The following is a 20861-nucleotide window of genomic DNA, read 5'->3' as shown; positions in this document are numbered from 1 at the left end:
TCAACATATCTTTACTCCCATTATCTTCAGGCAAAAAAAATGCTACCTATAAGGTAGCATTTTTCTGACTATACGTTTTTGAACGCCTATTTACCCACGCTGATAACGCTTGTTAAACTTATCAACACGACCAGCAGTATCAACAATACGTTGTTTACCAGTATAAAACGGGTGGCATTCTGAACATGATTCAATATGCAACTCTGTTTTGCTTAGCGTTGAACTAGTTTTAAAAGCATTACCGCAACTGCAAGTAACGGCAACTTCGTTATATTCAGGATGTGTATCTGGTTTCATAGTATTCTCTAAAATCTTGTGTCGGGACAACTCTGTCCCTTGCTCGGTCGCGCATCATACGAAAAATGCCGCATTTTAGCAAGCCCTTTCATTGTTACCTGTGTTCGGTATGATATCCGTTTTATTCATTTATAAGCACATACCCACATGAAAATTGTTTCAATCAATATAAACGGCATTCGCGCTGGTGAACGGAAAGGCTTTTTTGACTGGATGAAGCAATTAGATGCTGACGTTCTTTGCCTACAGGAAATAAAGGCTCAAGAAGACCAACTCACGGCTGATAGCTTCTGGCCGAGCAATTATCACTGTTTTTACCACCCCGCTGAAAAGAAAGGTTATAGCGGTGTTGCCATTTTTTCCAAAATGAAACCAGATAACGTCACGAAAGGAATCGGTTGGGCAGACTTTGATAGTGAAGGCCGGTTTATCGAGGCCGCCTTTGGCGATCTTCGTGTATCGTCTATTTATATGCCCTCAGGCTCATCAAAAGAAGAACGCCAAGCGTTCAAATATGACCTCATGGATCGACTAATCCCCGTATTACGCGAAAAACAAGCGGATGGTAAGCAGCACATTATCTGCGGCGACTGGAATATCGCCCACAAAAAAATAGACATTAAAAACTGGCGCGGAAACCAAAAGAACTCCGGTTTCTTACCTGAAGAGCGCGCTTGGATGGATGAGTTATTCGGTGCTGAAGCTTGGGGCGACGCCTTCCGGCTCGTTAATCAAGAAGCCGATCAGTACACCTGGTGGTCTAACCGAGGCCAAGCATGGGCAAATAACACCGGTTGGCGAATTGATTATCAGGTTATTTCACGTAACCTCGCCGATACGGTAACCGACGCATCTATCTATAAAGATCAGCGTTTTTCTGATCACGCCCCCTTAATCATTGATTACGAGATTCCCGCAACCTCATAATGCCCCAACCTATGGCACAGACTAGCTGGTTAGTATCCATTCGTGCTTTCTCTCAGCCGCGCGTCATTACCATGTTTTTTTTAGGTATTTCTGCTGGTATTCCACTATTACTGATCTTTTCGTCTTTGGGTTTATGGCTACGTGAGGCCGGCATTGAACGCGCCACCGTCACTTATTTTAGCTGGGCGGCTCTAGGCTATTCATTTAAATTTGTTTGGGCGCCCTTGGTCGACAAATTGCCGCTACCCTTTTTAACTCATTGGCTAGGGTATCGACGGAGCTGGATTTTACTGTCTCAATTAATGATTATATTGTCCATCGCTCTGATCGCCTCCATAAACCCTGCTCACGACAGCCTAACCCTGATGGCCTTTGCCGCTATTTTGCTCGGCTTTTCGTCCGCCACCCAAGATATTGTTATAGACGCCTACCGTATTGAGTCTGCCGAAAGCGACCTGCAAGCGTTAATGTCATCTAGCTATATCGCAGGATATCGCATCGGCATGATCACATCCGGCGCTGGCGCTTTATTATTGGCCAGCTATTTTGGCTCCAGCTTAGCCAGCTATAGCTATATCGCTTGGCAGGGCACTTATTTCTCAATGGCCGGCTTTATGCTCATTGGTGTTGTCACAACCCTCAGTATTTCCGAACCTAACAAACAAGTACATAACGACTTTTTTCACGATAAACGTGATCACTTACAGCTGTTAATGCTCTTCACATTGGCCGTCGCCAGCTTTATCACTTTTTATCTTTTAAGCTCGACTGTCGCCAACGTTGCAAAAGCCGGCTTGGTTTCTCTCTTAGCCAATGCACCCTTGGCAAGCGCTTTCATCGAATTTCTGCGTTTAGCAATTGGCCTATTTGTAACCAGCATCGTTGCCTATACCCTCGTTTCTAGCGGCCTTATTTCATATTCCCTTGTTGCTAAAAGCTACATCGAGCCCGTCAACGATTTTTTCCGCCGCTACGGCTGGTCATTGGCATGGTTGTTATTAGCACTGATTGGCCTCTACCGGATTTCTGATATCGTTCTCGGCGTTATCTCTAACCTTTTCTATCAAGACTTAGGCTTTACAAAGCCTGAAATTGCCAGCGTCGTCAAAACATTTGGCCTACTGATGACACTTGTCGGCGGCTTTCTGGGCGGTCTACTAGTATTGCGCTTTGGCGTGATGCGTATTTTATTTATTGGCGCGGTATTGTCTGCGCTAACAAACTTGTTATTTATGCTTCTAGCGCAAGTTGGGCATAACATGCCGATGCTTTATATAGTCATTTCTGCCGACAACCTATCCGCCGGCCTCGCCAGCGCCGCCTTCATTGCGTTCTTATCAAGCTTAACCAACGTTTCATTTACCGCCGTTCAATACGCTATTTTTAGTTCGCTAATGACACTGCTTCCTAAAATACTCGGCGGCTATTCAGGCTCTATGGTTGAGTCACTGGGATACGAGCAGTTTTTCCTTATTACTGCGCTAATGGGCTTGCCCGTCTTGGTTTTAATTGCTTTCGCCAATAAGCACTTCAAGCTGGACAAATAGTATAAGGAAATCAAGCCTTCACGGCTTAGTTAGTCTATATAAAACTGGCGTTTAAAGCTAAAGTCTAACCATTTTGTTTCGCCCTCGGGCTTCAAGCGGATATTAAACGTAACCCTCTCTTTATTAGACACCCTAAATTCACTGATGTAGTAAATCGCCGCGCCTTCTGTTACCCGCCTTGAATCCAGAGATTTTAATTGCCCCACAAGGTTAATGGCATCCACTTCAACTCTTGCATTAACTGGCTCAGGCAAGCTCCCCGGGTTCTGCTTTTTTTGAATAGAAAGGTTCAAGACACCCTTATATTTACTCCTTAAAATGCCGTAAGCCGTCGCCATTTGTGCCGGCAATGTGTCTGCTGTAAATGCGTTGTAATACACAATATAATCGCCAAAAACATAAGCGTTATCCGCTGTACTGACTGTCGGCATTAAACATAAAAGTAACACGCAATATTTCTTAAGTTTCTTGATCATTTTTCATCCAATTGATACAGCGCTACCTCGCCAAATAGGTTTGGCCATAGTTTCATTAGCGCGCTAGGCTGGTGATTATAGTCGACGATACCTCTCTTAGAGATGACCATCGAGCGTTGCTCACAAAATCGCTCAAAATCATTCACCGTACATAAGTGAATGTTTTTTGTGTCGTACCACTCTGCCGGCAACGCCTTAGAGACTGGCATACGCCCTTTTATAGACAAATACAATCGACATCGCCATAAGCCAAAGTTAGGAAAGGTGACGATACTCTTTCGCCCGACACGAAGCATTTCTTCCAACGTTTTATCTGGCCGTTGAAGCGCTTGTAAGGCCTGCGTCATAATCACGTAATCAAACGATGCATCTGCAAAATCCGTTAGACCCGCATCTAAATCCGTCTGGATAATGCTCACCTTCTTTTTTAAGCAACTCAGAACATTTTTTTGATTGATTTCAATTCCATACCCCGTCACTTGGCGGTTTCGTTGCAACCAATCTAAAAGAGCTCCGTCACCACAGCCTAAGTCAAGCACTCTAGAACCCGGTTCAATCCATTCGCAAATTTTCTGTAGTTCGGGCCTTAACTCACTCATTTAGACACCTCAATATTCTGCATATAGGCACTAAATGCATCAATATAGTCATCATTTTTCACTAAAAACGCATCATGACCGTGGTTTGACTCAAACTCTAGGTAACTCACCTCGCGCTTGGCGTCTGCCAACGCACTGACAATCTCTCGTGAACGCGCAGGTGAAAAACGCCAATCCGTTGTAAAAGATGCTAAGAAGAATTTTGCTTGAACTTTTTTGAAAACGGCGGCCAAATCGCCCCCTTCTTGATCCGCGGGGTCAAAATAGTCCAGCGCTTTAGTCATCAATAAATAGGTATTCGCATCAAACCGGCTAACAAATGATTCGCCTTGATAGCGCAAGTAACTTTCTACTTGAAACTCCACCCCGTAGTCATAATTGAGTTTATCGCCTTTCAACTCACGACCAAACTTATCGCCCATCGCGTCGTCTGATAAGTAAGTTATATGACCTAGCATTCTGGCCGTTTTTAAGCCACTCGTCGGCACCGTGTCATGGTCATAATACCGACCTTCGTGAAAATCAGGGTCACTCATAATCGCTTGCCTAGCCACTGCATTAAATGCAATATTCTGCGCGGATAACTTGGGTGCCGAGGCAATCACAATACTATGCCGTATCATCTCAGGAAATTGAATCGCCCATTGCAGCGCCTGCATACCACCAAGACTTCCGCCTGCAACTGCCGCCCACTGCGTAATACCTAAGCTGTCGGCTAAACGTTTTTGATAATTAACCCAATCAACCACCGTTACAATGGGGAAATCTGGGCCGTATGCCTTGCCGGTTTTTGGGTCCACGCTACGCGGCCCAGTCGACCCACTGCAATGCCCAAGATTGCTTGGAGACACCACAAAAAAACGATTTGTATCTATCGCTTTTCCGGGGCCGATGCAAATCTCCCACCAGCCTGCTTTAGCGTCTTCGTCGCTGTGGTAACCCGCCGCATGATGATCCGCTGATAGCGCGTGGCAAACTAATACTGCGTTATCAGCCTGCGCGTTTAACGTGCCATACGTTTCATACACGATATCGTATTGTTCAATTTTTTTTCCACTCACCAATGCTAGAGGCTCATCAAAATGAAGCTTTTCGGGCCGAACAATGCCCACTGAATCTGTTGGTATTTTAGACAAAATATTCTTTTAGGTTATATAAATATCAATTAATATTATTTTTAATCATATGAAAAAGCCTTTATATTCGCCGATCTAAACTAAACTAACCGCGTCTTAGATAGCGATAATAACATGTACTTGTATAACGAATTTGATCAAACTCTCGTCAACGAACGCGTTGAACAGTTCCGCGATCAAACCAAACGATTCTTAAGTGGCGACCTAACAGAAGAGCAATTTCGTCCGTTGCGCCTTATGAACGGGCTCTACATTCAAACTCACGCACCGATGCTGCGCGTCAATATACCGTACGGCTTGTTATCAAGTAAACAGCTTCGCATGTTTGCTCATATTGCGCATAAATACGACAAAGATTACGGGCACTTCACCACTCGTCAGAACATTCAATACAATTGGCCTGCCCTTGAGCAAGTGCCTGACATTCTTGCCGACCTTGCAAGCGTCCAGATGCACGCCATTCAAAGCAGTGGTAGCTGCATAAGAAATGTCACGAGTGATCCACTAGCGGGTGTCTGCGCTGATGAAATTGAAGACCCAAGACCGTATTGCGAAATCATTCGTCAATGGTCAACATTACACCCAGAGTTTTCATACCTGCCGCGTAAATTTAAAATAGCCGTTAGCGGATCACCAAAAGACCGAGCAGCGACTCAAGTGCACGATATTGGCTTACACGTTAAAAAAGATGCTAATGGGAATATTGGTTTTGAAGTCTTAGTTGGCGGCGGCCTTGGGCGAACCCCAGTAATCGGGCAAACCATCAATTCTTTTATCGCCGAAGCCGACCTACTATCGTATCTTGAGGCTATTTTGCGAACCTATAACCGTTTTGGTCGTCGCGATAATAAATACAAAGCACGTATTAAAATTCTTGTGCGTGAAACAGGTTTAGATAAATTTAAAGAACAAGTTGAAGCTGAGTGGGCCTCTATTAGAAACGGAGAGCTAACCCTTTCAGCAGAAGAAATTCAGCGTGTTAAGCACTTTTTCACCCCGTTTAAATACGAAACATCAACGGACGAGGTTCTGGAGCAGCATTTAGAAAACAGCGGCTTATTTCGTCAATGGTTCAAACAAAACACGAAAGAACACAAACAAACCGGTTATCGAGTCGTTTTTCTATCACTAAAATCGCCAAACCGCGCGCCTGGCGATGTCACGACAGAGCAAATGGAACAAGTTGCCGACATGGCTGATCGCTATAGTTTCGGACAAATTAGAACCACGCACGACCAAAATTTGGCCTTCACCGATGTCAAATCAAGCGACTTATATGCACTCTGGCAGCAATTGCAAGAGCAAGACCTCGCCACCGCCAATATCGGCACCATTACCGATATGATTTGTTGCCCCGGTCTAGACTTTTGTAGCCTAGCTAACGCCAGCTCGATTGACATTGCTCAAGGCATTACCGATCGCTTTACTGAAAGTGCCATCGACATGGGCGATATCAGCTTAAAAATGTCTGGCTGCATGAATGGTTGCGGCCATCACAGCATCGGCGAAATTGGCATTTTGGGCGTTGATAAAAAAGGCGAGCAGTGGTATCAACTCACCCTTGGCGGCTCAGATAGCCATCAAAGTAAGCTTGGCGACAGATTAGGCAAAGCCATCGCCAAAGATTCTGTGGTCGATGCTATTGACGATATCGTTCAAGTCTATAAAGAAAATCGCACAGAGAATGAAAAATTCGCCACCACACTAAAACGAATCGGGCTAAAACCCTTTAAGGATCGAGTGTATGACGCTCATTAAAAACAAACAAATTATTGACGACAGTTGGCACTATCAAGCCGCTGAGCAGGACTTACATGGCAGCCATAACATCGTTGATTTAGCCTATTGGCAGGCCAATAAAAGCGACCTAATCTCAGAAAAATCTTCACTAGGGCTGCTAGTTGACGGAAATGAGGGCCTAGAGTCCTTTATCGACGACCTCCAGTATTTTTCGCTTATCGCTATAAACTTCCCCACGTTTGCCGACGGCCGCGGTTACTCACTTGCTAAAACACTGCGCGAGCAATGTAAGTACGCGCAAGAACTAAGAGCTACCGGCGATATACTGCCCGACCAAGCGTTGTATTTAGCACGCGTAGGGTTTGATGTGCTGGAATTAGCTAACGAAAAGTCTGCCCAATTAGCGCTTAGCAAATTAGACGAATTTAGCATTTTTTAACGAGCCAGCCTCTCTACAGTAGAGTTTTTATGCTCATTGCATACTAATTTATCAAATTAATATGCAAGCCACACACGATGAGAAGAAACTAGAAGTGAAGCTGACGCATTTATTGCGCTATGACGCGTCAATGAAGAACCAGCTGAGTAGCTTGCTGTTGAAATTGGTATGAAATTGGCTCAAGCACAATGCCTTGTAACTCTAACGTGGGCAACAGCTCTTTAAGAACGGCTATTGTTTCAGGGTGTGGGTGACCAATACCTATCGCAGCGCCATTCTTCTTGGCTTTTTTGATGAGCTCATTAAATTGTGCTTTGATACTCGACATATCAACATCGTGATCAAGAAAAACATCCCGCCTCAGTACACGAACGCGCTGTTCCTTGGCTATTTTTTCAGCAACGGATTGTTTTGACGTGCGGCTATCGATAAAAAAGTAATCTTTTTTAGCCATTTCTTTCATCACCCACGCCATATGACCTGGATGCCTTGTTAATAAACTGCCTTGGTGATTATTCATACCAACAGCATGGGGCACTTTAGAAAACGCTTCACGCAAGGCATTAACGACCTCTTTTTCACCCATATCAACTTCCAGCACGCCCTTCTCCGCGACCGCCCCAAGTGTTGATTGCATCGGCATATGCAAAATAACTTCCTTGCCTAGCTGGTGTGCATAATTTGCCAATTGCTTGGCCTTTGGCCCATTAGGTAGCACGGCGTAGGTCAATTTACCCGGCAGCTCAATCATCTGCCTGTCTTGCTTAAGCCGGTAACCAATATCATCAATAATAATACTCACCACAGCCGGTGAGTTATCGCCCGCACTTTCGCTGCCGGTAGGTGCAAAAGCCAGCATCATCATGACTATAACGACGACTAAGTGCCGCACACCCTCTTTTTCAGAAAAGTTACCGATAGCGCCCTGCCCTCCGTCTAGCTTGAACTACCTTCTCAGGATATTAATCCCTTTCAGAAGATTTAACGCCTCATTCAATGGGTAATCACTGCTCAAGGCTTTTTCTTTCTTACCTACTTGCTCATTATTATCGGCTTCACCGTCTGGATTAGCCAAGTGTTTGGTCAAATCTTTTTCTTTGATAGAAGCAAATTCGTCATCCAGCTGCTCTAGTTTTACTTTAGACAAGGTCACGTCGGGGGTGATGCCTTCCGCTTGAATTGAGCGACCTGATGGCGTGAAATAACGCGCCGTAGTCAACTTAATTGCACCACCCTTATTATTTTCAAGAATGGTTTGTACCGAGCCTTTGCCAAAGCTTTGTTGCCCCATAATCACCGCGCGCCTATGGTCTTGCAACGCACCAGCGACAATCTCAGATGCCGATGCAGAGCCACCGTTAATCAACACAACAATAGGCGCACCTTTTAAGATATCGTCTGGCCCCGCTTTGAAACTCATTTTGGAATGTTCAATTCGGCCCTCTGTATAAACAATGAGGCCGCTGTCTAAGAACGAATCACTCACCGAAACGGCGGCATTTAACAGACCTCCAGGATTATTACGCAAATCCAACACCAAACCTTTAAGTTCACTGTTTTCACTTTCTTTTTTCAGCTTAGAAATCGCTTCGTTCAAGTTCGCACCCGTCCGCGTCTGAAAGCTTGCGATTCTGACATAACCATAGCCTGGTTCTAACATGCGATTCTTCACGCTGACGACCTTTATAACCGCCCGTGTAATGGTGATATTTAGCGGCTTTGGTTCACCTTCTCTTATGATCATTAATAAAATATCGGTGCCCGGTTTACCGCGCATGATTTTTACAGCGTCGGATAACGTCATTCCTTTAACCGGCTTTTCATCTAGTCGGATAATCAAATCACCCGCTTCAACACCTGCTTTAAACGCCGGTGTGTCATCGATAGGAGTAATCACCTTAACAAAACCATCCTCCATGCCGACCTCGATACCTAGGCCACCAAACTCCCCACGTGTTCCTTCACGCAAGTCCTTAAACGCTTTTTTATCTAGGTAGGTTGAATGCGGGTCTAAACCCGATAACATGCCTTTAATGGCACTTTCCAATAAATCATGATCGCTGACTTCTTCAACGTAAGACGCTTTAATTTGCCCAAACACCTCTGAAAACGCCCTTAAGTCTTCGAGCGGCAAAGAACTCCGTAGCCGATCTTTTTCAGCCAGCACCGTGCCGCCAACACTCAACATAACACCCAGTGCCGCACCAGCTAACAACACCGGCAACGTTTTACGTAAAAAACTCATATCAACTCCATTAACTCACTATATTTATCCGACGCGGCCTTTTTTAACCGCTCGACACCAGTGAATAGGATTCACTGGTTTTCCATTTTTTCTAATGCTGAAGTATAGACCGGCTTTTTGTTGGCCGCCACTCACACCAACCGCCGCTATGGTCTCACCCGTCTCCACCCAGTCACCCACCTCTTTATAAAGGCCTTCATTGAAGGCATATAAGCTCATATAATTTGAGCCATGATCGACAATGATTAATAAACCGTAACCACGCAACCAGTCAGCATACACCACTCTACCATGTGAAATAGACCTGATACCTGTCCCTTCGCTTGCATTTATTACTACGCCATCGTAACGGCCGGATTTTCTTGCACTACCAAAACGCTTACGCAAGTGCCCTTTTATCGGCCATGAAAGTTTGCCTTTCAAACTTTTAAAGGGTTTGTTTTTTTGTGCTAAGACGGGGATATCAATAATGGCTTGACGAATACTGGCCAATAGCTTGGTTAAGCGCTTTTCGTTCTCTTTTAACTCTGCCAGCTCTTCAGCCGACGATTTAATTTTTTTACTTAGCTGTGCCAAGATTGATTTACGCTGTTTTTTTGCAACCACTAGCGTTTTATTCTCGGCCTTTTTCGCAGCAACAAATGATGCGAACTCTCGCCTTTTACTCATCAGCTGCTCTTCAACACTCAGCAGCTGCTGAATATCTGTTTCAAGCACCTTTACGTTATCCATTCTGGCTTGATTAAAATAATCATAATACTGCATAACCCGACTCATTCGATCTGGTTGCTGTTGGTTTAGCAACATCTTTACTCGCTGCTGCTTACCCATTAAATAGGCTGACTTTAACTGTTCAGCTAATAATGATTTTTGCTCTTTTATACCCTGTTTTAACGCCCCTTGTTCTGCCTGTAATTCCTTTATTTTTTTATTCGCGTTAACCAACTTAGCTTTTAAAAATCGAAGTTTTTTTGATGACTCACTCAACTTCTTGTCGAGTTGCTTAAGCGCTTGTTCTTCTTTTGTTTTAGATTGCTGAGTTGACGCGATACTTTTTTCAACTGACTGTACGCGCGCGCGCAATAAAGCTAACTGTTGCTTTTTTTCGCTCTCTGCTGAGGCCACTAAAGGTGTTGAACATAGCAACAAAAGCAGCATTAAAATGCTGCAAATAAGCCGCCTGTTCAACACTGTTAGGTACAAGGTAAGGTCTGTTATTCGTCTAAATGCAGCAGGCTGTGACCACTCATTTCATCTGATGGGCTAACGCCCATTGCTGCTAACAAAGTTGGTGCTACATCCGCTAAATCCCCAGTACTGTCAAGCGTTGCAGAACGACCAACATAAACAAAAGGCACCGGGTTTGTCGTGTGAGCGGTATGCGTTTGCCCCGTTTTAGGGTCTGTCATCTGCTCCGCGTTACCATGATCGGCGGTAATAAAAACCTCACCACCCACTTTTTCAAGTGCTTCAAGCAATCGCGCTATGCAGATATCAATGGTTTCCACTGCCTTAACTGCTGCATCAAAATTGCCGGTATGACCGACCATGTCACAATTTGCATAATTGGTAATAATCGCGTCATATTTCTCTGAGTTAATTGCTTCAATCAATTTATCGGTCAATTCTGGCGCACTCATTTCGGGCTGCAAATCGTATGTCTTAACATTCGGCGAAGGAATCAAAACCCTGTCTTCGCCCTCATTGGGCTCATCAACGCCACCATTAAAAAAGAATGTGACGTGAGCATACTTTTCTGTTTCCGCTATTCGCAGTTGCTTTAAACCTTTTTTTGCCAAAATCTCGCCAAAACCATTTTCAACCAATGTCGGCGGGTAGGCCACTGGCAGACCAAAACCCTCATGGTATTGCGTTAAACAAACAAATTGCTGCACATTCGGCACAACCTCACGCGTAAACTCATCAAAACCTTGCTCGGTAAATGCCCGCGTCAACTCTCGTGTCCTGTCTGATCTGAAATTCATAAACACGACGCTGTCGCCATCGCATATTGTCACCGCCTCTTCGCCGTCAGCCTGAACGCGGGTTGGCAACACAAATTCATCGTATTCCTCGCGTTGATAAGAAGATAACAAGCCACTAACCGCGCTCTTAGCAACAAAGCCTGAACCACCCTGTGTTAACAAATCGTAAGCTGGTTGCACACGATCCCAACGATTATCTCTGTCCATTGCGTAAAAACGACCAACCAATGATGCTGTTTTACCCACACCCAGCCGCTCAAATAACGCGTCCATCTTTTCTAAAGACGCTTGTGCACTTCGAGGTGGCGTATCGCGCCCGTCTAAAATGGCATGTAAATACAATTTCTTAACACCTTGCTCTGCCGCCATCTCCAACATCGCTTGGATATGATCCTCGTGGCTATGCACCCCGCCTGGCGACAATAAACCGATCACGTGTAAGGCCTTTTCTTGTTGCACCACGCCTGAAATGGCATCACAAAGGGCGTTATTCTTTTTAAACTCACCGGATTGAACTTCATTATTTAATTGGGTAAACGTTTGCGCTAATAAGCGGCCTGCACCCAAGTGTAAATGACCCACTTCGGAGTTACCCATCTGCCTATCCGGTAAACCCACCGCAGAACCAGAGCAATCTAGCAATGCTTTAGGTTTGCTCGCCCATAACTTGTCCCAAGTTGGTGTGTTTGCCATATTAATCGCATTAAAATCTTCTGAGTTGGAGTAACCAAACCCATCCAAAATCATTAAAACAATGGGGCGTTTTACTAAATGTTGCTTCAAAATGTTTTCTCCACGATTTGCTTGTTATAATGATCGAATATATTAGATTCATTTTACAATATATGCCTTTTAAATGCTTAAAACTATAACGTAAAGACACAACACTATGAGCGACCAAGCCATTAACACACTCATCAATAATGATGATGAAATTAGTAAAGCCGCCGAGCTTCTAAAAGTCCTTTCTCACCCTATTCGATTAAAAATAATCTGCCAATTGGGGCTTGAAGAAAAGACCGTTCAACAATTGATCGACAGTGTTGGGTCTACTCAAAGTAATGTCTCTCAACACCTTGCTATTATGCGTAACAATGGGGTTTTACAGTATCGAAAAAATGCAACTCAAGTGTTATACAGCGTGTCTGAAAAAGCTGCTATAGACTTGGTGCAATTACTAAAAAACATTTACTGTTAACTTGATGACTCAATAAGGTTCCCCCTCTAGATGGATATTTATTTCGAATTTGTAAGCAATCACAGCCTCCTTTTTGTCGGCCTGCTACTGGTTATTGTCTTGCTGTTACAAACCGTTTTTAGCGACGTGACACGTAAATTTAAACTGATCTCCCCACCCGAAGCAATCAGCCTGATTAATCGTGAAGATGCAGTTATCATTGATACACGTAACAAAGCTGAATTTAAAGCTGGTCATATATCGGACGCTATATTAATTCCCTTTCCAGAAATAAAAGATAGCGCTGACAAGTTAAATAAGTACGAAGGAAGACCCCTTCTCTTTTATTGCAAAACCGGCACGCGCTCTGATGAGGCCTGTAAGATTTTAAGCAAACAAGGCTTTGATAAACTTTACGCCTTAAGTGGCGGCATTCAGTCTTGGGAAGATTCCAATATGCCGCTTGTTAAAAAATAAAACTCACATACCTTAAAAACATATGGCCTCTACTGAACCAACGTCAACACCTGAAAAGCAATTTGCAATTCAAAAACTATTTGTAAAAGACCTGTCTTTTGAATCCCCCAACACCCCCATTATCTTTACTGAGAAATGGGAGCCCGCTGTTGACATCAATTTAAACAGTAATGCTAAAAAGGCGCCTCAAGATTTATTTGAAGTATCTATTACGGTGACCGTGACGGTAAAGAACAATGACAAAGTAGCCTACCTAGTTGAGGCGACTCAAGTTGGTATATTCGGCGTTAAAGGTTTCCCTGATTCCGAAATGGGCCCGCTGCTAGGAAGCTTTTGCCCCAGCGTGTTATTTCCCTATTTACGTGAAGTCGTCTCCGAAATTATCACAAAAGGTGGTTTCCCTCCCATGTTGCTGAACCCTGTTAACTTCGACGCCTTATACGCTCAGCACAGTCAACAGCGTGATACATCTAAAGCAAACTAAGTAACCACGCAATGACCCCTGAGAAAATTGCAGTTCTAGGCGCTGGCTCATGGGGTACAGCAATGGCCATCATGATGGCGCGTTCAGGCCACCACGTAACCCTGTGGGGACATGAGCCTGTCCATATCAAGCAACTTCGCTTAGACAACAGCAATGTACAGTTTCTTCCCGGTACCGATTTTCCTGAAACCCTGACGGTTTCAGATAACTTAGAACAAACCGTTGCCGAGCATAAATTTATAATGCTCGCTGTACCAAGCCATGCTTTTAGAGACACCTTACTGAAGTGTCAACCACACCTTCAACAAAACGTCATCGTCACTTGGATCACCAAAGGGTTTGAGACCAATACGGGGTTACTTGCCCATGAAGTTGTTTTGGATACCTTAGGCAAAAACACCAACATCGCTTTAATATCTGGGCCCAGTTTTGCGCTTGAAGTAGCCGACAACTTACCGACAGCCGTCGTTGTTGCCTCGCCTGACATCAGTGTTGCGACACAGGTTGCAAACACGTTAAGAACATCAAATTTTCTCGCCTTCCCAAGTGACAATATTGCCAGCGCCGAAATTGGCGGCTCTATGAAAAATGTATTGGCCATTGCCGCAGGAATTTCTGACGGCTTAGGTTATGGCGCGAATGCTCGTGCAGCCCTCATTACACTCGGTCTGAATGAGATGGTACAGCTTGGAAATATCTACCAGTGTTCAGAAAGTTCTTTTCTTGGCTTAGCCGGTGTCGGCGATCTCGTTTTAACCTGCACCGATGATAAATCACGTAACCGGCGTCTCGGTTTACAACTTGGCCAAGGCAAAACGATTGATCAGGCCAGGCAGGCCATTGGGCAGGAAGTAGAGGGTATTCACGCCGCACGTGAAGTGCATACTATTTGTAAAAAATGGTCTCTTGATATGCCTATTTGCATTCAAACTTATCGTATTTTATATGAAGGCCTCGCGCCCGATGTTGCCGTTAAATACCTACTCAGTAGAGCCCAGTTGGCTACGCCTCATTTAAGTTAAAAGCCGCTACTACCACTCAAAGTCCTGTTGACGCCAAGCCTCATACACAGCAACAGCAACAGAATTTGACAGATTAAGGCTTCTATTGCCTTCCTTCATAGGAATTAATATCCGTTGCTCTTCTGGCAGCGACTCCAGCAAAGTTTTTGGCAAGCCCCGCGTTTCCGGCCCAAAAACAAGCGCATCACCGGCCTTATAGCTCACTTGTGCATAGTTATTTTTGGCAAACCGAGAAAAGGCAAATACCTTATTTGGCTTTTCACTCGCTAAAAACTCATCAAAACTCTGATACTCTTTAACATCAGCCAGATCACGATAATCCATCCCAGCTCGCCTCAGCTGTTTATCATTGATCTCAAACCCAAGCGGGTGAATTAAATTCAATCGAACGCCCGTATTCGCACAAAGACGCATGACATTACCCGTATTAGGGGGGATTTCTGGCTCAAATAAAACAACATGTATCATGGTGATCTCGACTCTCGCTTAACTGGTATAATTCCGAGCATTATCTCATTATCATTAATCAAATGCTGCATCCTAAATTAGCTTCTTCTTTCTGTGGAATGCATTTCCAAACACCCGTCGTCTTACTGTCTGGTTGCGTAGGATTTGGCCAAGAATATACCCGAGTTGAGGGTTTTTCTCATCAAGATGTCGGTGCTGTGTGCCTAAAAGGCACGACATTGGACGCCCGTCCGGGTAACCCCACTCACCGTGTTTATGAAACGCCTTCCGGCATGCTAAACGCCATAGGCTTACAAAACCCTGGTGCTGACAAGGTGGTCAACACTATTTTACCCGCGCTAGATTTTAATGAAACTCGTTTCATCGCCAATGTATCAGGTTCCACAATAGAGGAATATACAGCGGTGACTCGCATATTTGATCAGTCCCCCGTTGATGCAATCGAAATAAACATTTCTTGTCCAAACGTAAAAGAAGGTGGTGTAACATTTGGCAACGACCCGGAGATGTCGGCCCGCGTCGTTGAGGCCTGCCGCTCTGTGACAAAAAAACCCATTATTACCAAGCTTTCGCCTAATCAAACCAATATTGCTGATAATGCGAAACGCTGTATCGAAGCGGGTAGCGATGCCTTTTCCGTTATTAATACCCTCATGGGTATGGCGATTGACACTAAAACTAGAACGCCGATCATTGGTAACATTCAAGGCGGTCTGTCAGGTCCTGCCATCAAGCCCATTGCCTTGTTAAAGGTCCATCAGGTTTATCAGGTCTGTAAAGAACACAGTATTCCTATTATCGGGCAAGGCGGCATCACCACCGTTAACGATGCGCTTGAGTTTATCATTGCGGGTGCTAGTGCTATCGGGCTGGGTACAGGCTTGTTCTATGACCCGCTATTAAGTAAAAAAATTAATAGCGGCATAGCGGACTACCTAGACAAACATCAACTCAAACACCTGTCTGAGTTAGTTGGTAGCCTCGACTATTAAAGAACGCCGACTAGGCGCTAAAGTCTTTAATTTTCCGCGTTAAGGTATTACGCCCCAGCCCGAGAAGCTTGGCTGCTTCTTGACGGCGGCCATTTGTCACCTCTAATGCCTGCATAATCAGCACCTTTTCTACCGATGCGACGACTCTTTTCGCAATATCCGGTTCCCCTGCTGATAAGCGTTTACTAATATCCACTTTTGCAGCCTCCAACCAATCACCATCAACCGTGGCTGCCTGCGCTGTTTTAGCGTCTTTAAGCTCTTCCGGTAAATCCTCTAACTGGATTGTATTGCTTGGGCACATCGCCGTTAATAAATGACAGGTATTCTCAATTTGCCTGACATTCCCAGACCAAGGAAGATCCGACAGATAGCGCATAGCCTCTTCATCTAATACCTTGATATCATCGCCCAACTCCTTCGCTGCTTTTGCTAAAAAATGCTTCAGCAACAATGGAATATCTTCGCGTCGTTCTCTAATCGGCGGAATTTTTATCCGTACAACGTTTAAACGATGAAACAAGTCTTCCCTGAAAAGCTTTTCTTCAACTAGTTTTTCTAGGCCTTGATGTGTCGCCGCAATGATTCGAACATCAACCTTTATCGGCTGATGCCCACCCACTGAAAAGAACTCACCGTCTGAAAGCACGCGCAATAAACGCGTCTGCATTTCCGCAGGCATATCGCCAATTTCATCCAAAAACAAGGTTCCACCATCCGCTTGCTCAAAGCGTCCTTTACGGCGACTCGTTGCTCCCGTGAAAGCGCCTTTTTCATGCCCAAATAACTCCGACTCTAATAAGTCTTTGGGGATAGCCGCCATATTTAAGGCTATAAATGGCTGTTCCTTTCTAAGACTATGTTGATGCAGAGCTTTGGCAACCAACTCTTTTCCCGTGCCCGACTCACCATTCACCATAACGGTTATATTTGATCGCGATAAACGGCCGATCGCACGAAACACTGTCTGCATTGCAGGAGCACTACCAATAATTCCTGACTCACTTGCCTCTTCTTGAGCGCGAGCATTTTCAGCACTGGCTTTCTTCTTGTTATGCTCATACGCACGCTCTACCTGATTAACCATCTCATCAACGTCAAATGGTTTAGGTAAATATTCAAAAGCCCCTCCATCATAAGCAGAAACAGCGCTATCCATATCTGAGTGAGCCGTCATAACAATAACGGGCAAGCTTGGGAACTGATCTTGTATATCCGCTAATAACTCTATTCCACTCTTACCCGGCATACGGATATCGGTTAGAAGCACGTCGGGCATTTCTTTATGCATGAGGTTCATAATGCCTTCCGCATTATCAAAACTTGTCACATGATGACCTTCTCTTTTAAGTGCCGTTTCCAACACCCACCTTATTGAACTGTCATCATCGACAACCCACACTTTTACCTTTTCACCCATACTTAATATGTTCCATTTCTCTGCCAACTGCGTATTTCTCTTCGTTTGACCATCCATTGTGAATATTGCTCCATTTTTCTTACTTTTTTTCTAACGGTAGTATTGTTGAAAATACCGTCATCCCCGGTTCACTTGCCACCTCAATAATGCCGTTATGGCGCTGGACATTTGTTTGAGCAATCGATAAACCTAAGCCCGTGCCGTCTATTCTGCCCGTCACCATTGGGTAGAAAATCTTTGTTTGCATGTCCTTTGCTATACCGGGCCCATTGTCAATAACATCAATTTTTACTGCTAGCTTGTATATTTCTTCGCCAATGGCGAAATTACGTTGTATCCGAGTTTTAAGAATGATCGTTCCACCACTATGAACGGCTTGTGTGGCATTTATAACCACGTTTAATAAAGCCTGAATCAGCTGATCCCTGTCCGCCTTTATCTCAGGTATGCTGGGGTCGTAGTCTGTCTGTATTACAATTTTTTCGCTGACCTCCGCCCCCACTAATTGACGAACGCGTTCCATAATCACATGAATATTAATATCTTCGTGATTCGGCAATTCTGATGAACCGAGCATTCTGTCAACTAATGTCCTTAACCGGTCCGCCTCTTCGATAATGACATGAATGTAATCTTTGAATTGTCCGTTCAGTTCTTTTGACAATAGCTGAGCCGCTCCCCTGATACCACCTAAGGGGTTTTTTATTTCATGTGCAAGACCACGCAACATATCAGTTGCTAATTCATTTTGTGATAACAGCTTTTCATCGTTATCTATTTGCAGATAGTGATTAAAATCAACCATCTCAACCAGAATACCTTCGCTGTTCTCACTGCCTGTTGATATTGGCGTCACCGATAAACTGATGTTCCTTTTGATTCCAATCGGCCCACCGATCGACACTAAATGTTCCGTTATCTTGGAGCCTAGTTGCCGACAACGTTTTAGTGCTTTATCTATATTAAAACCAGCCGATCTAAACAACCTTTCCGCTCTAATCCCGGTAGCTTTCCGTTCACTGATGTCTAACAATTCTTCTGCTGCGTTATTAATATAGATCAACACATTCTTTTCGTTAAACACAACAATGCCAATGGAGAGCTGTTCCATCACAGAATTAGGCATATAGGTTTGTTTTTTCATTTCGAGATTAAGAAGCAATTACTACGCCAAGCCAGATAAGGCCAACCTTCAAACAAAGTAAGCCATGTACTGGCTGTCACCACCAACTATACGCACCACAATAGTGCATGTCTATTTATTTACGCCAAAACTTATAGCCTTGAACTGCGTTGTAGATAAAAAGTTACGTCCGGACTGCGAATTTGTATGTCTCCATTTTCATTCATCACCTCTACCGAAACAACATGCGCCCCCTTTTCTACCCCCCGAACATTAAGGCCTTGCCGCTTAATTCCATCAAGTAAAAGATTAACACTGTCTCCTTTTTGTAAAGCCGGTTGTAGTTCATAGGAAACATTCAAAATCCCTTCATTACTCCTTACAGTTCCTTCTGCTCTCGGCGCTGTTATTTCTAAAAATTGATACGGGATATGCTGCTCAAAAGGACTTTTATTTTGTTCTATGATCTTGGTTGGAGCAACTGTAATAACTGGCGCTTCATAAGTCATAACCGGCGGCACGATCACTTTCTCCGCACCTGCTACAGGCCTATCAGAGTACGCTGTTTTACCTTGCTTATTGATGTATTTATAAACATCTGCTTGCACAAAACCTACCGCAAACAACCCTATTAATAAAATATTCAGCTTCATCTGCGCTCCCTTTCAACTAGTCCTACTGAACATAAGACCATAAATCTTAATTTTTGTGCAAAAAAAACCCCGCAATTGCGGGGTTTTTCACAACTTTAATGCTTCTTACAAGCTGTAGTACATATCAAGCTCGACAGGGTGAGTGCTCATACGTAAACGAGTCACTTCTTCCATTTTAAGGTCGATATAAGCATCAATCATGTCATCTGTAAATACGCCGCCTTCTGTTAAGAACGCACGATCTTCATTCAATGCATCAAGCGCTTCATCAAATGATTTTGCTACTTGAGGAATTTTTGCTTCTTCTTCAGCTGGTAGGTCATAAAGATCTTTGTCCATCGCTGCGCCTGGATCAATTTTGTTTTTGATACCGTCAAGGCCAGCCATTAACATCGCTGCAAAGCAAAGGTATGGGTTAGCTGTTGAGTCACCAAAACGTACTTCAATACGGCGTCCTTTAGGGTTAGCAACAAAAGGAATACGGATAGATGCTGAACGGTTACGTGCAGAGTAAGCCAACATAACAGGTGCTTCAAAACCAGGTACTAAACGCTTGTAGCTATTTGTTGATGCGTTTGCAAATGCGTTGATTGCTTTAGCATGCTTAACGATACCGCCAATGTAATGCAACGCTGTTTCAGATAGACCACCGTATAAATCACCAGCAAATAAAGCTTTGCCATCTTTAAAGATAGATTGGTGAACGTGCATACCATTACCGTTATCACCAACGATTGGTTTAGGCATAAAGGTTGCTGTTTTACCGTATGCGTGTGCTACGTTTTGTACAACATATTTAAGCTCTAATACTTCATCCGCTTTTTTCACGAGTGTGTTGAACACAGTACCAATTTCACATTGACCAGCTGTTGCAACTTCATGGTGATGTACTTCAGTTTCTTGACCCATTTCTTCAAGCGTTAGGCACATTGCTGCACGCATATCATGAAGAGAATCAACTGGAGGCACTGGGAAATAACCGCCTTTTACGCCAGGACGGTGACCCATATTACCACTTTCATATGATTTTTCTGAGTTCCAACCCGCTTCTTCTGAGTCAATCTTGTAGAAAGACCCTGACATATCAGTACCCCAGCGAATATCGTCGAATACGAAGAATTCATTTTCTGGGCCAAAATAAGCCGTATCACCAATGCCTGTTGATTGAAGGTATTCTTCTGCTCTTTTAGCAATCGAGCGAGGATCTCTTTCGTAGCCTGACATATCAGTAGGCTCTACAACGTCACAGCGAATGATTAGTGTTACATCGTCAAAAAATGGGTCTAATACAGCTGTTGAAGGGTCTGGCATCAAAATCATGTCAGACTCGTTAATACCTTTCCAACCTGCGATGGATGAACCATCAAACATTTTGCCATCTTCAAATACGCCGGCATCTATCGTGTGTGATGGAACCGTTACATGTTGTTCTTTACCAATGGTATCAACGAAACGAAAATCAACAAAAGTGACTTCTTTTTCTTTGATTAGATCTAATACGTCTTGTGCTGACATGATTACTCCTAAAATTTAATGTTATTAATTCAAATACGTTAGCCTGACAATTTTTGCACATATTGTGCCAAAATATAACCCCTTGTTTTCTACGGATATTTCGCTCAAGCTCCTTCAAAGCGCATCAACATTGGTGCGA

22 protein-coding genes are annotated in these 20861 nt (G+C 44.0%); 9 read left to right on the top strand and 13 right to left on the bottom strand.

The features are described from left to right. Positions 1–90: 90 nt before the first annotated feature. Complete coding sequence (rpmE, locus tag AB1Y31_11410) at positions 91–297, bottom strand: 50S ribosomal protein L31 (GenBank protein ID MEW4983786.1); 207 nt, start codon at positions 295–297, stop codon at positions 91–93. Between the two features lie 147 nt (positions 298–444). On the opposite strand from rpmE, the gene AB1Y31_11405 reads away from it, so the two are divergent. Next, the gene (locus AB1Y31_11405; protein ID MEW4983785.1) at positions 445–1224 is read left to right on the top strand and encodes an exodeoxyribonuclease III; all 780 of its coding nucleotides are present in this window, start codon (positions 445–447) and stop codon (positions 1222–1224) included. 11 nt (positions 1225–1235) lie between these two features. Next, the gene (locus AB1Y31_11400; protein ID MEW4983784.1) at positions 1236–2771 is read left to right on the top strand and encodes an MFS transporter; all 1536 of its coding nucleotides are present in this window, start codon (positions 1236–1238) and stop codon (positions 2769–2771) included. Between the two features lie 29 nt (positions 2772–2800). Here AB1Y31_11400 and AB1Y31_11395 read toward each other — a convergent pair whose 3' ends face one another. The 3 genes from AB1Y31_11395 to AB1Y31_11385 are packed head-to-tail and all read right to left on the bottom strand — an operon-like array spanning position 2801 to position 4985. Then, a complete protein-coding gene (locus AB1Y31_11395) occupies positions 2801–3247 on the bottom strand; it encodes a DUF4426 domain-containing protein (GenBank protein MEW4983783.1) in 447 nt (148 codons plus the stop codon). After that, a complete protein-coding gene (gene metW, locus AB1Y31_11390; GenBank protein MEW4983782.1) occupies positions 3244–3846 on the bottom strand; it encodes a methionine biosynthesis protein MetW in 603 nt (200 codons plus the stop codon). Before metW ends, AB1Y31_11395 begins: the two co-directional genes overlap by 4 nt. Next, complete coding sequence (locus AB1Y31_11385) at positions 3843–4985, bottom strand: homoserine O-acetyltransferase (protein ID MEW4983781.1); 1143 nt, start codon at positions 4983–4985, stop codon at positions 3843–3845. The genes metW and AB1Y31_11385 overlap by 4 nt, the downstream gene beginning before the upstream one ends. Before the next feature lie 111 nt (positions 4986–5096). Between AB1Y31_11385 and AB1Y31_11380 the strand changes: the two genes are divergently transcribed. After that, positions 5097–6740, top strand: coding sequence for a nitrite/sulfite reductase (locus AB1Y31_11380; GenBank protein MEW4983780.1), 1644 nt, complete (start codon positions 5097–5099; stop codon positions 6738–6740). Beyond that, positions 6727–7161, top strand: a complete 435-nt coding sequence (locus AB1Y31_11375) for a DUF934 domain-containing protein (protein MEW4983779.1) — start codon at positions 6727–6729, stop codon at positions 7159–7161. The genes AB1Y31_11380 and AB1Y31_11375 overlap by 14 nt, the downstream gene beginning before the upstream one ends. A gap of 127 nt (positions 7162–7288) precedes the next feature. Here AB1Y31_11375 and AB1Y31_11370 read toward each other — a convergent pair whose 3' ends face one another. Genes AB1Y31_11370 through gpmI form a run of 4 tightly spaced genes read right to left on the bottom strand, consistent with a single transcriptional unit; the run spans position 7289 to position 12138 of the window. Next, positions 7289–8053: a divergent polysaccharide deacetylase family protein gene (locus AB1Y31_11370; protein MEW4983778.1), complete on the bottom strand. Its 765-nt coding sequence runs from the start codon at positions 8051–8053 to the stop codon at positions 7289–7291. A 54-nt stretch (positions 8054–8107) separates the two neighbouring features. Then, positions 8108–9406, bottom strand: a complete 1299-nt coding sequence (locus AB1Y31_11365) for a S41 family peptidase (protein ID MEW4983777.1) — start codon at positions 9404–9406, stop codon at positions 8108–8110. Between the two features lie 24 nt (positions 9407–9430). Beyond that, a complete protein-coding gene (locus AB1Y31_11360; protein MEW4983776.1) occupies positions 9431–10564 on the bottom strand; it encodes a peptidoglycan DD-metalloendopeptidase family protein in 1134 nt (377 codons plus the stop codon). A 56-nt stretch (positions 10565–10620) separates the two neighbouring features. After that, positions 10621–12138, bottom strand: a complete 1518-nt coding sequence (gene gpmI, locus AB1Y31_11355) for a 2,3-bisphosphoglycerate-independent phosphoglycerate mutase (protein MEW4983775.1) — start codon at positions 12136–12138, stop codon at positions 10621–10623. A 142-nt stretch (positions 12139–12280) separates the two neighbouring features. On the opposite strand from gpmI, the gene AB1Y31_11350 reads away from it, so the two are divergent. Genes AB1Y31_11350 through AB1Y31_11335 form a run of 4 tightly spaced genes read left to right on the top strand, consistent with a single transcriptional unit; the run spans position 12281 to position 14551 of the window. Then, the gene (locus tag AB1Y31_11350; GenBank protein ID MEW4983774.1) at positions 12281–12589 is read left to right on the top strand and encodes a metalloregulator ArsR/SmtB family transcription factor; all 309 of its coding nucleotides are present in this window, start codon (positions 12281–12283) and stop codon (positions 12587–12589) included. A gap of 30 nt (positions 12590–12619) precedes the next feature. Next, positions 12620–13045, top strand: a complete 426-nt coding sequence (locus tag AB1Y31_11345) for a rhodanese-like domain-containing protein (protein MEW4983773.1) — start codon at positions 12620–12622, stop codon at positions 13043–13045. Between the two features lie 22 nt (positions 13046–13067). After that, positions 13068–13529 carry a protein-export chaperone SecB gene (gene secB, locus AB1Y31_11340; protein ID MEW4983772.1) on the top strand — a complete coding sequence of 154 codons (462 nt, stop codon included), beginning with the start codon at positions 13068–13070 and terminating at the stop codon, positions 13527–13529. An 11-nt stretch (positions 13530–13540) separates the two neighbouring features. Continuing rightward, positions 13541–14551 carry an NAD(P)H-dependent glycerol-3-phosphate dehydrogenase gene (locus AB1Y31_11335; protein MEW4983771.1) on the top strand — a complete coding sequence of 337 codons (1011 nt, stop codon included), beginning with the start codon at positions 13541–13543 and terminating at the stop codon, positions 14549–14551. 9 nt (positions 14552–14560) lie between these two features. Here AB1Y31_11335 and trmL read toward each other — a convergent pair whose 3' ends face one another. Beyond that, positions 14561–15019, bottom strand: coding sequence for a tRNA (uridine(34)/cytosine(34)/5-carboxymethylaminomethyluridine(34)-2'-O)-methyltransferase TrmL (trmL, locus tag AB1Y31_11330; protein ID MEW4983770.1), 459 nt, complete (start codon positions 15017–15019; stop codon positions 14561–14563). A gap of 62 nt (positions 15020–15081) precedes the next feature. On the opposite strand from trmL, the gene AB1Y31_11325 reads away from it, so the two are divergent. Further along, positions 15082–16011 carry a dihydroorotate dehydrogenase gene (locus tag AB1Y31_11325; GenBank protein ID MEW4983769.1) on the top strand — a complete coding sequence of 310 codons (930 nt, stop codon included), beginning with the start codon at positions 15082–15084 and terminating at the stop codon, positions 16009–16011. A gap of 10 nt (positions 16012–16021) precedes the next feature. On the opposite strand, the gene ntrC is transcribed toward AB1Y31_11325, so the two are convergent. The 4 genes from ntrC to glnA form a co-directional block, all read right to left on the bottom strand. Then, positions 16022–17431 (bottom strand): nitrogen regulation protein NR(I), encoded by a 1410-nt coding sequence (gene ntrC / locus AB1Y31_11320; GenBank protein ID MEW4983768.1) that lies wholly within the window; start codon positions 17429–17431, stop codon positions 16022–16024. 79 nt (positions 17432–17510) lie between these two features. Continuing rightward, positions 17511–18557, bottom strand: coding sequence for a nitrogen regulation protein NR(II) (gene glnL, locus AB1Y31_11315; protein ID MEW4983767.1), 1047 nt, complete (start codon positions 18555–18557; stop codon positions 17511–17513). A gap of 149 nt (positions 18558–18706) precedes the next feature. Beyond that, a complete protein-coding gene (locus tag AB1Y31_11310; protein MEW4983766.1) occupies positions 18707–19207 on the bottom strand; it encodes a DUF4124 domain-containing protein in 501 nt (166 codons plus the stop codon). A gap of 105 nt (positions 19208–19312) precedes the next feature. Next, the gene (gene glnA, locus AB1Y31_11305) at positions 19313–20722 is read right to left on the bottom strand and encodes a glutamate--ammonia ligase (protein ID MEW4983765.1); all 1410 of its coding nucleotides are present in this window, start codon (positions 20720–20722) and stop codon (positions 19313–19315) included. Between the last annotated feature and the right edge of the window lie 139 nt (positions 20723–20861).

Origin of the sequence: Cycloclasticus sp., assembly GCA_040743155.1 — a bacterium.
Classification (GTDB): Bacteria; Pseudomonadota; Gammaproteobacteria; order Methylococcales; family Cycloclasticaceae; genus Cycloclasticus.
This window is presented reverse-complemented; position numbering and strand designations above follow the sequence as displayed.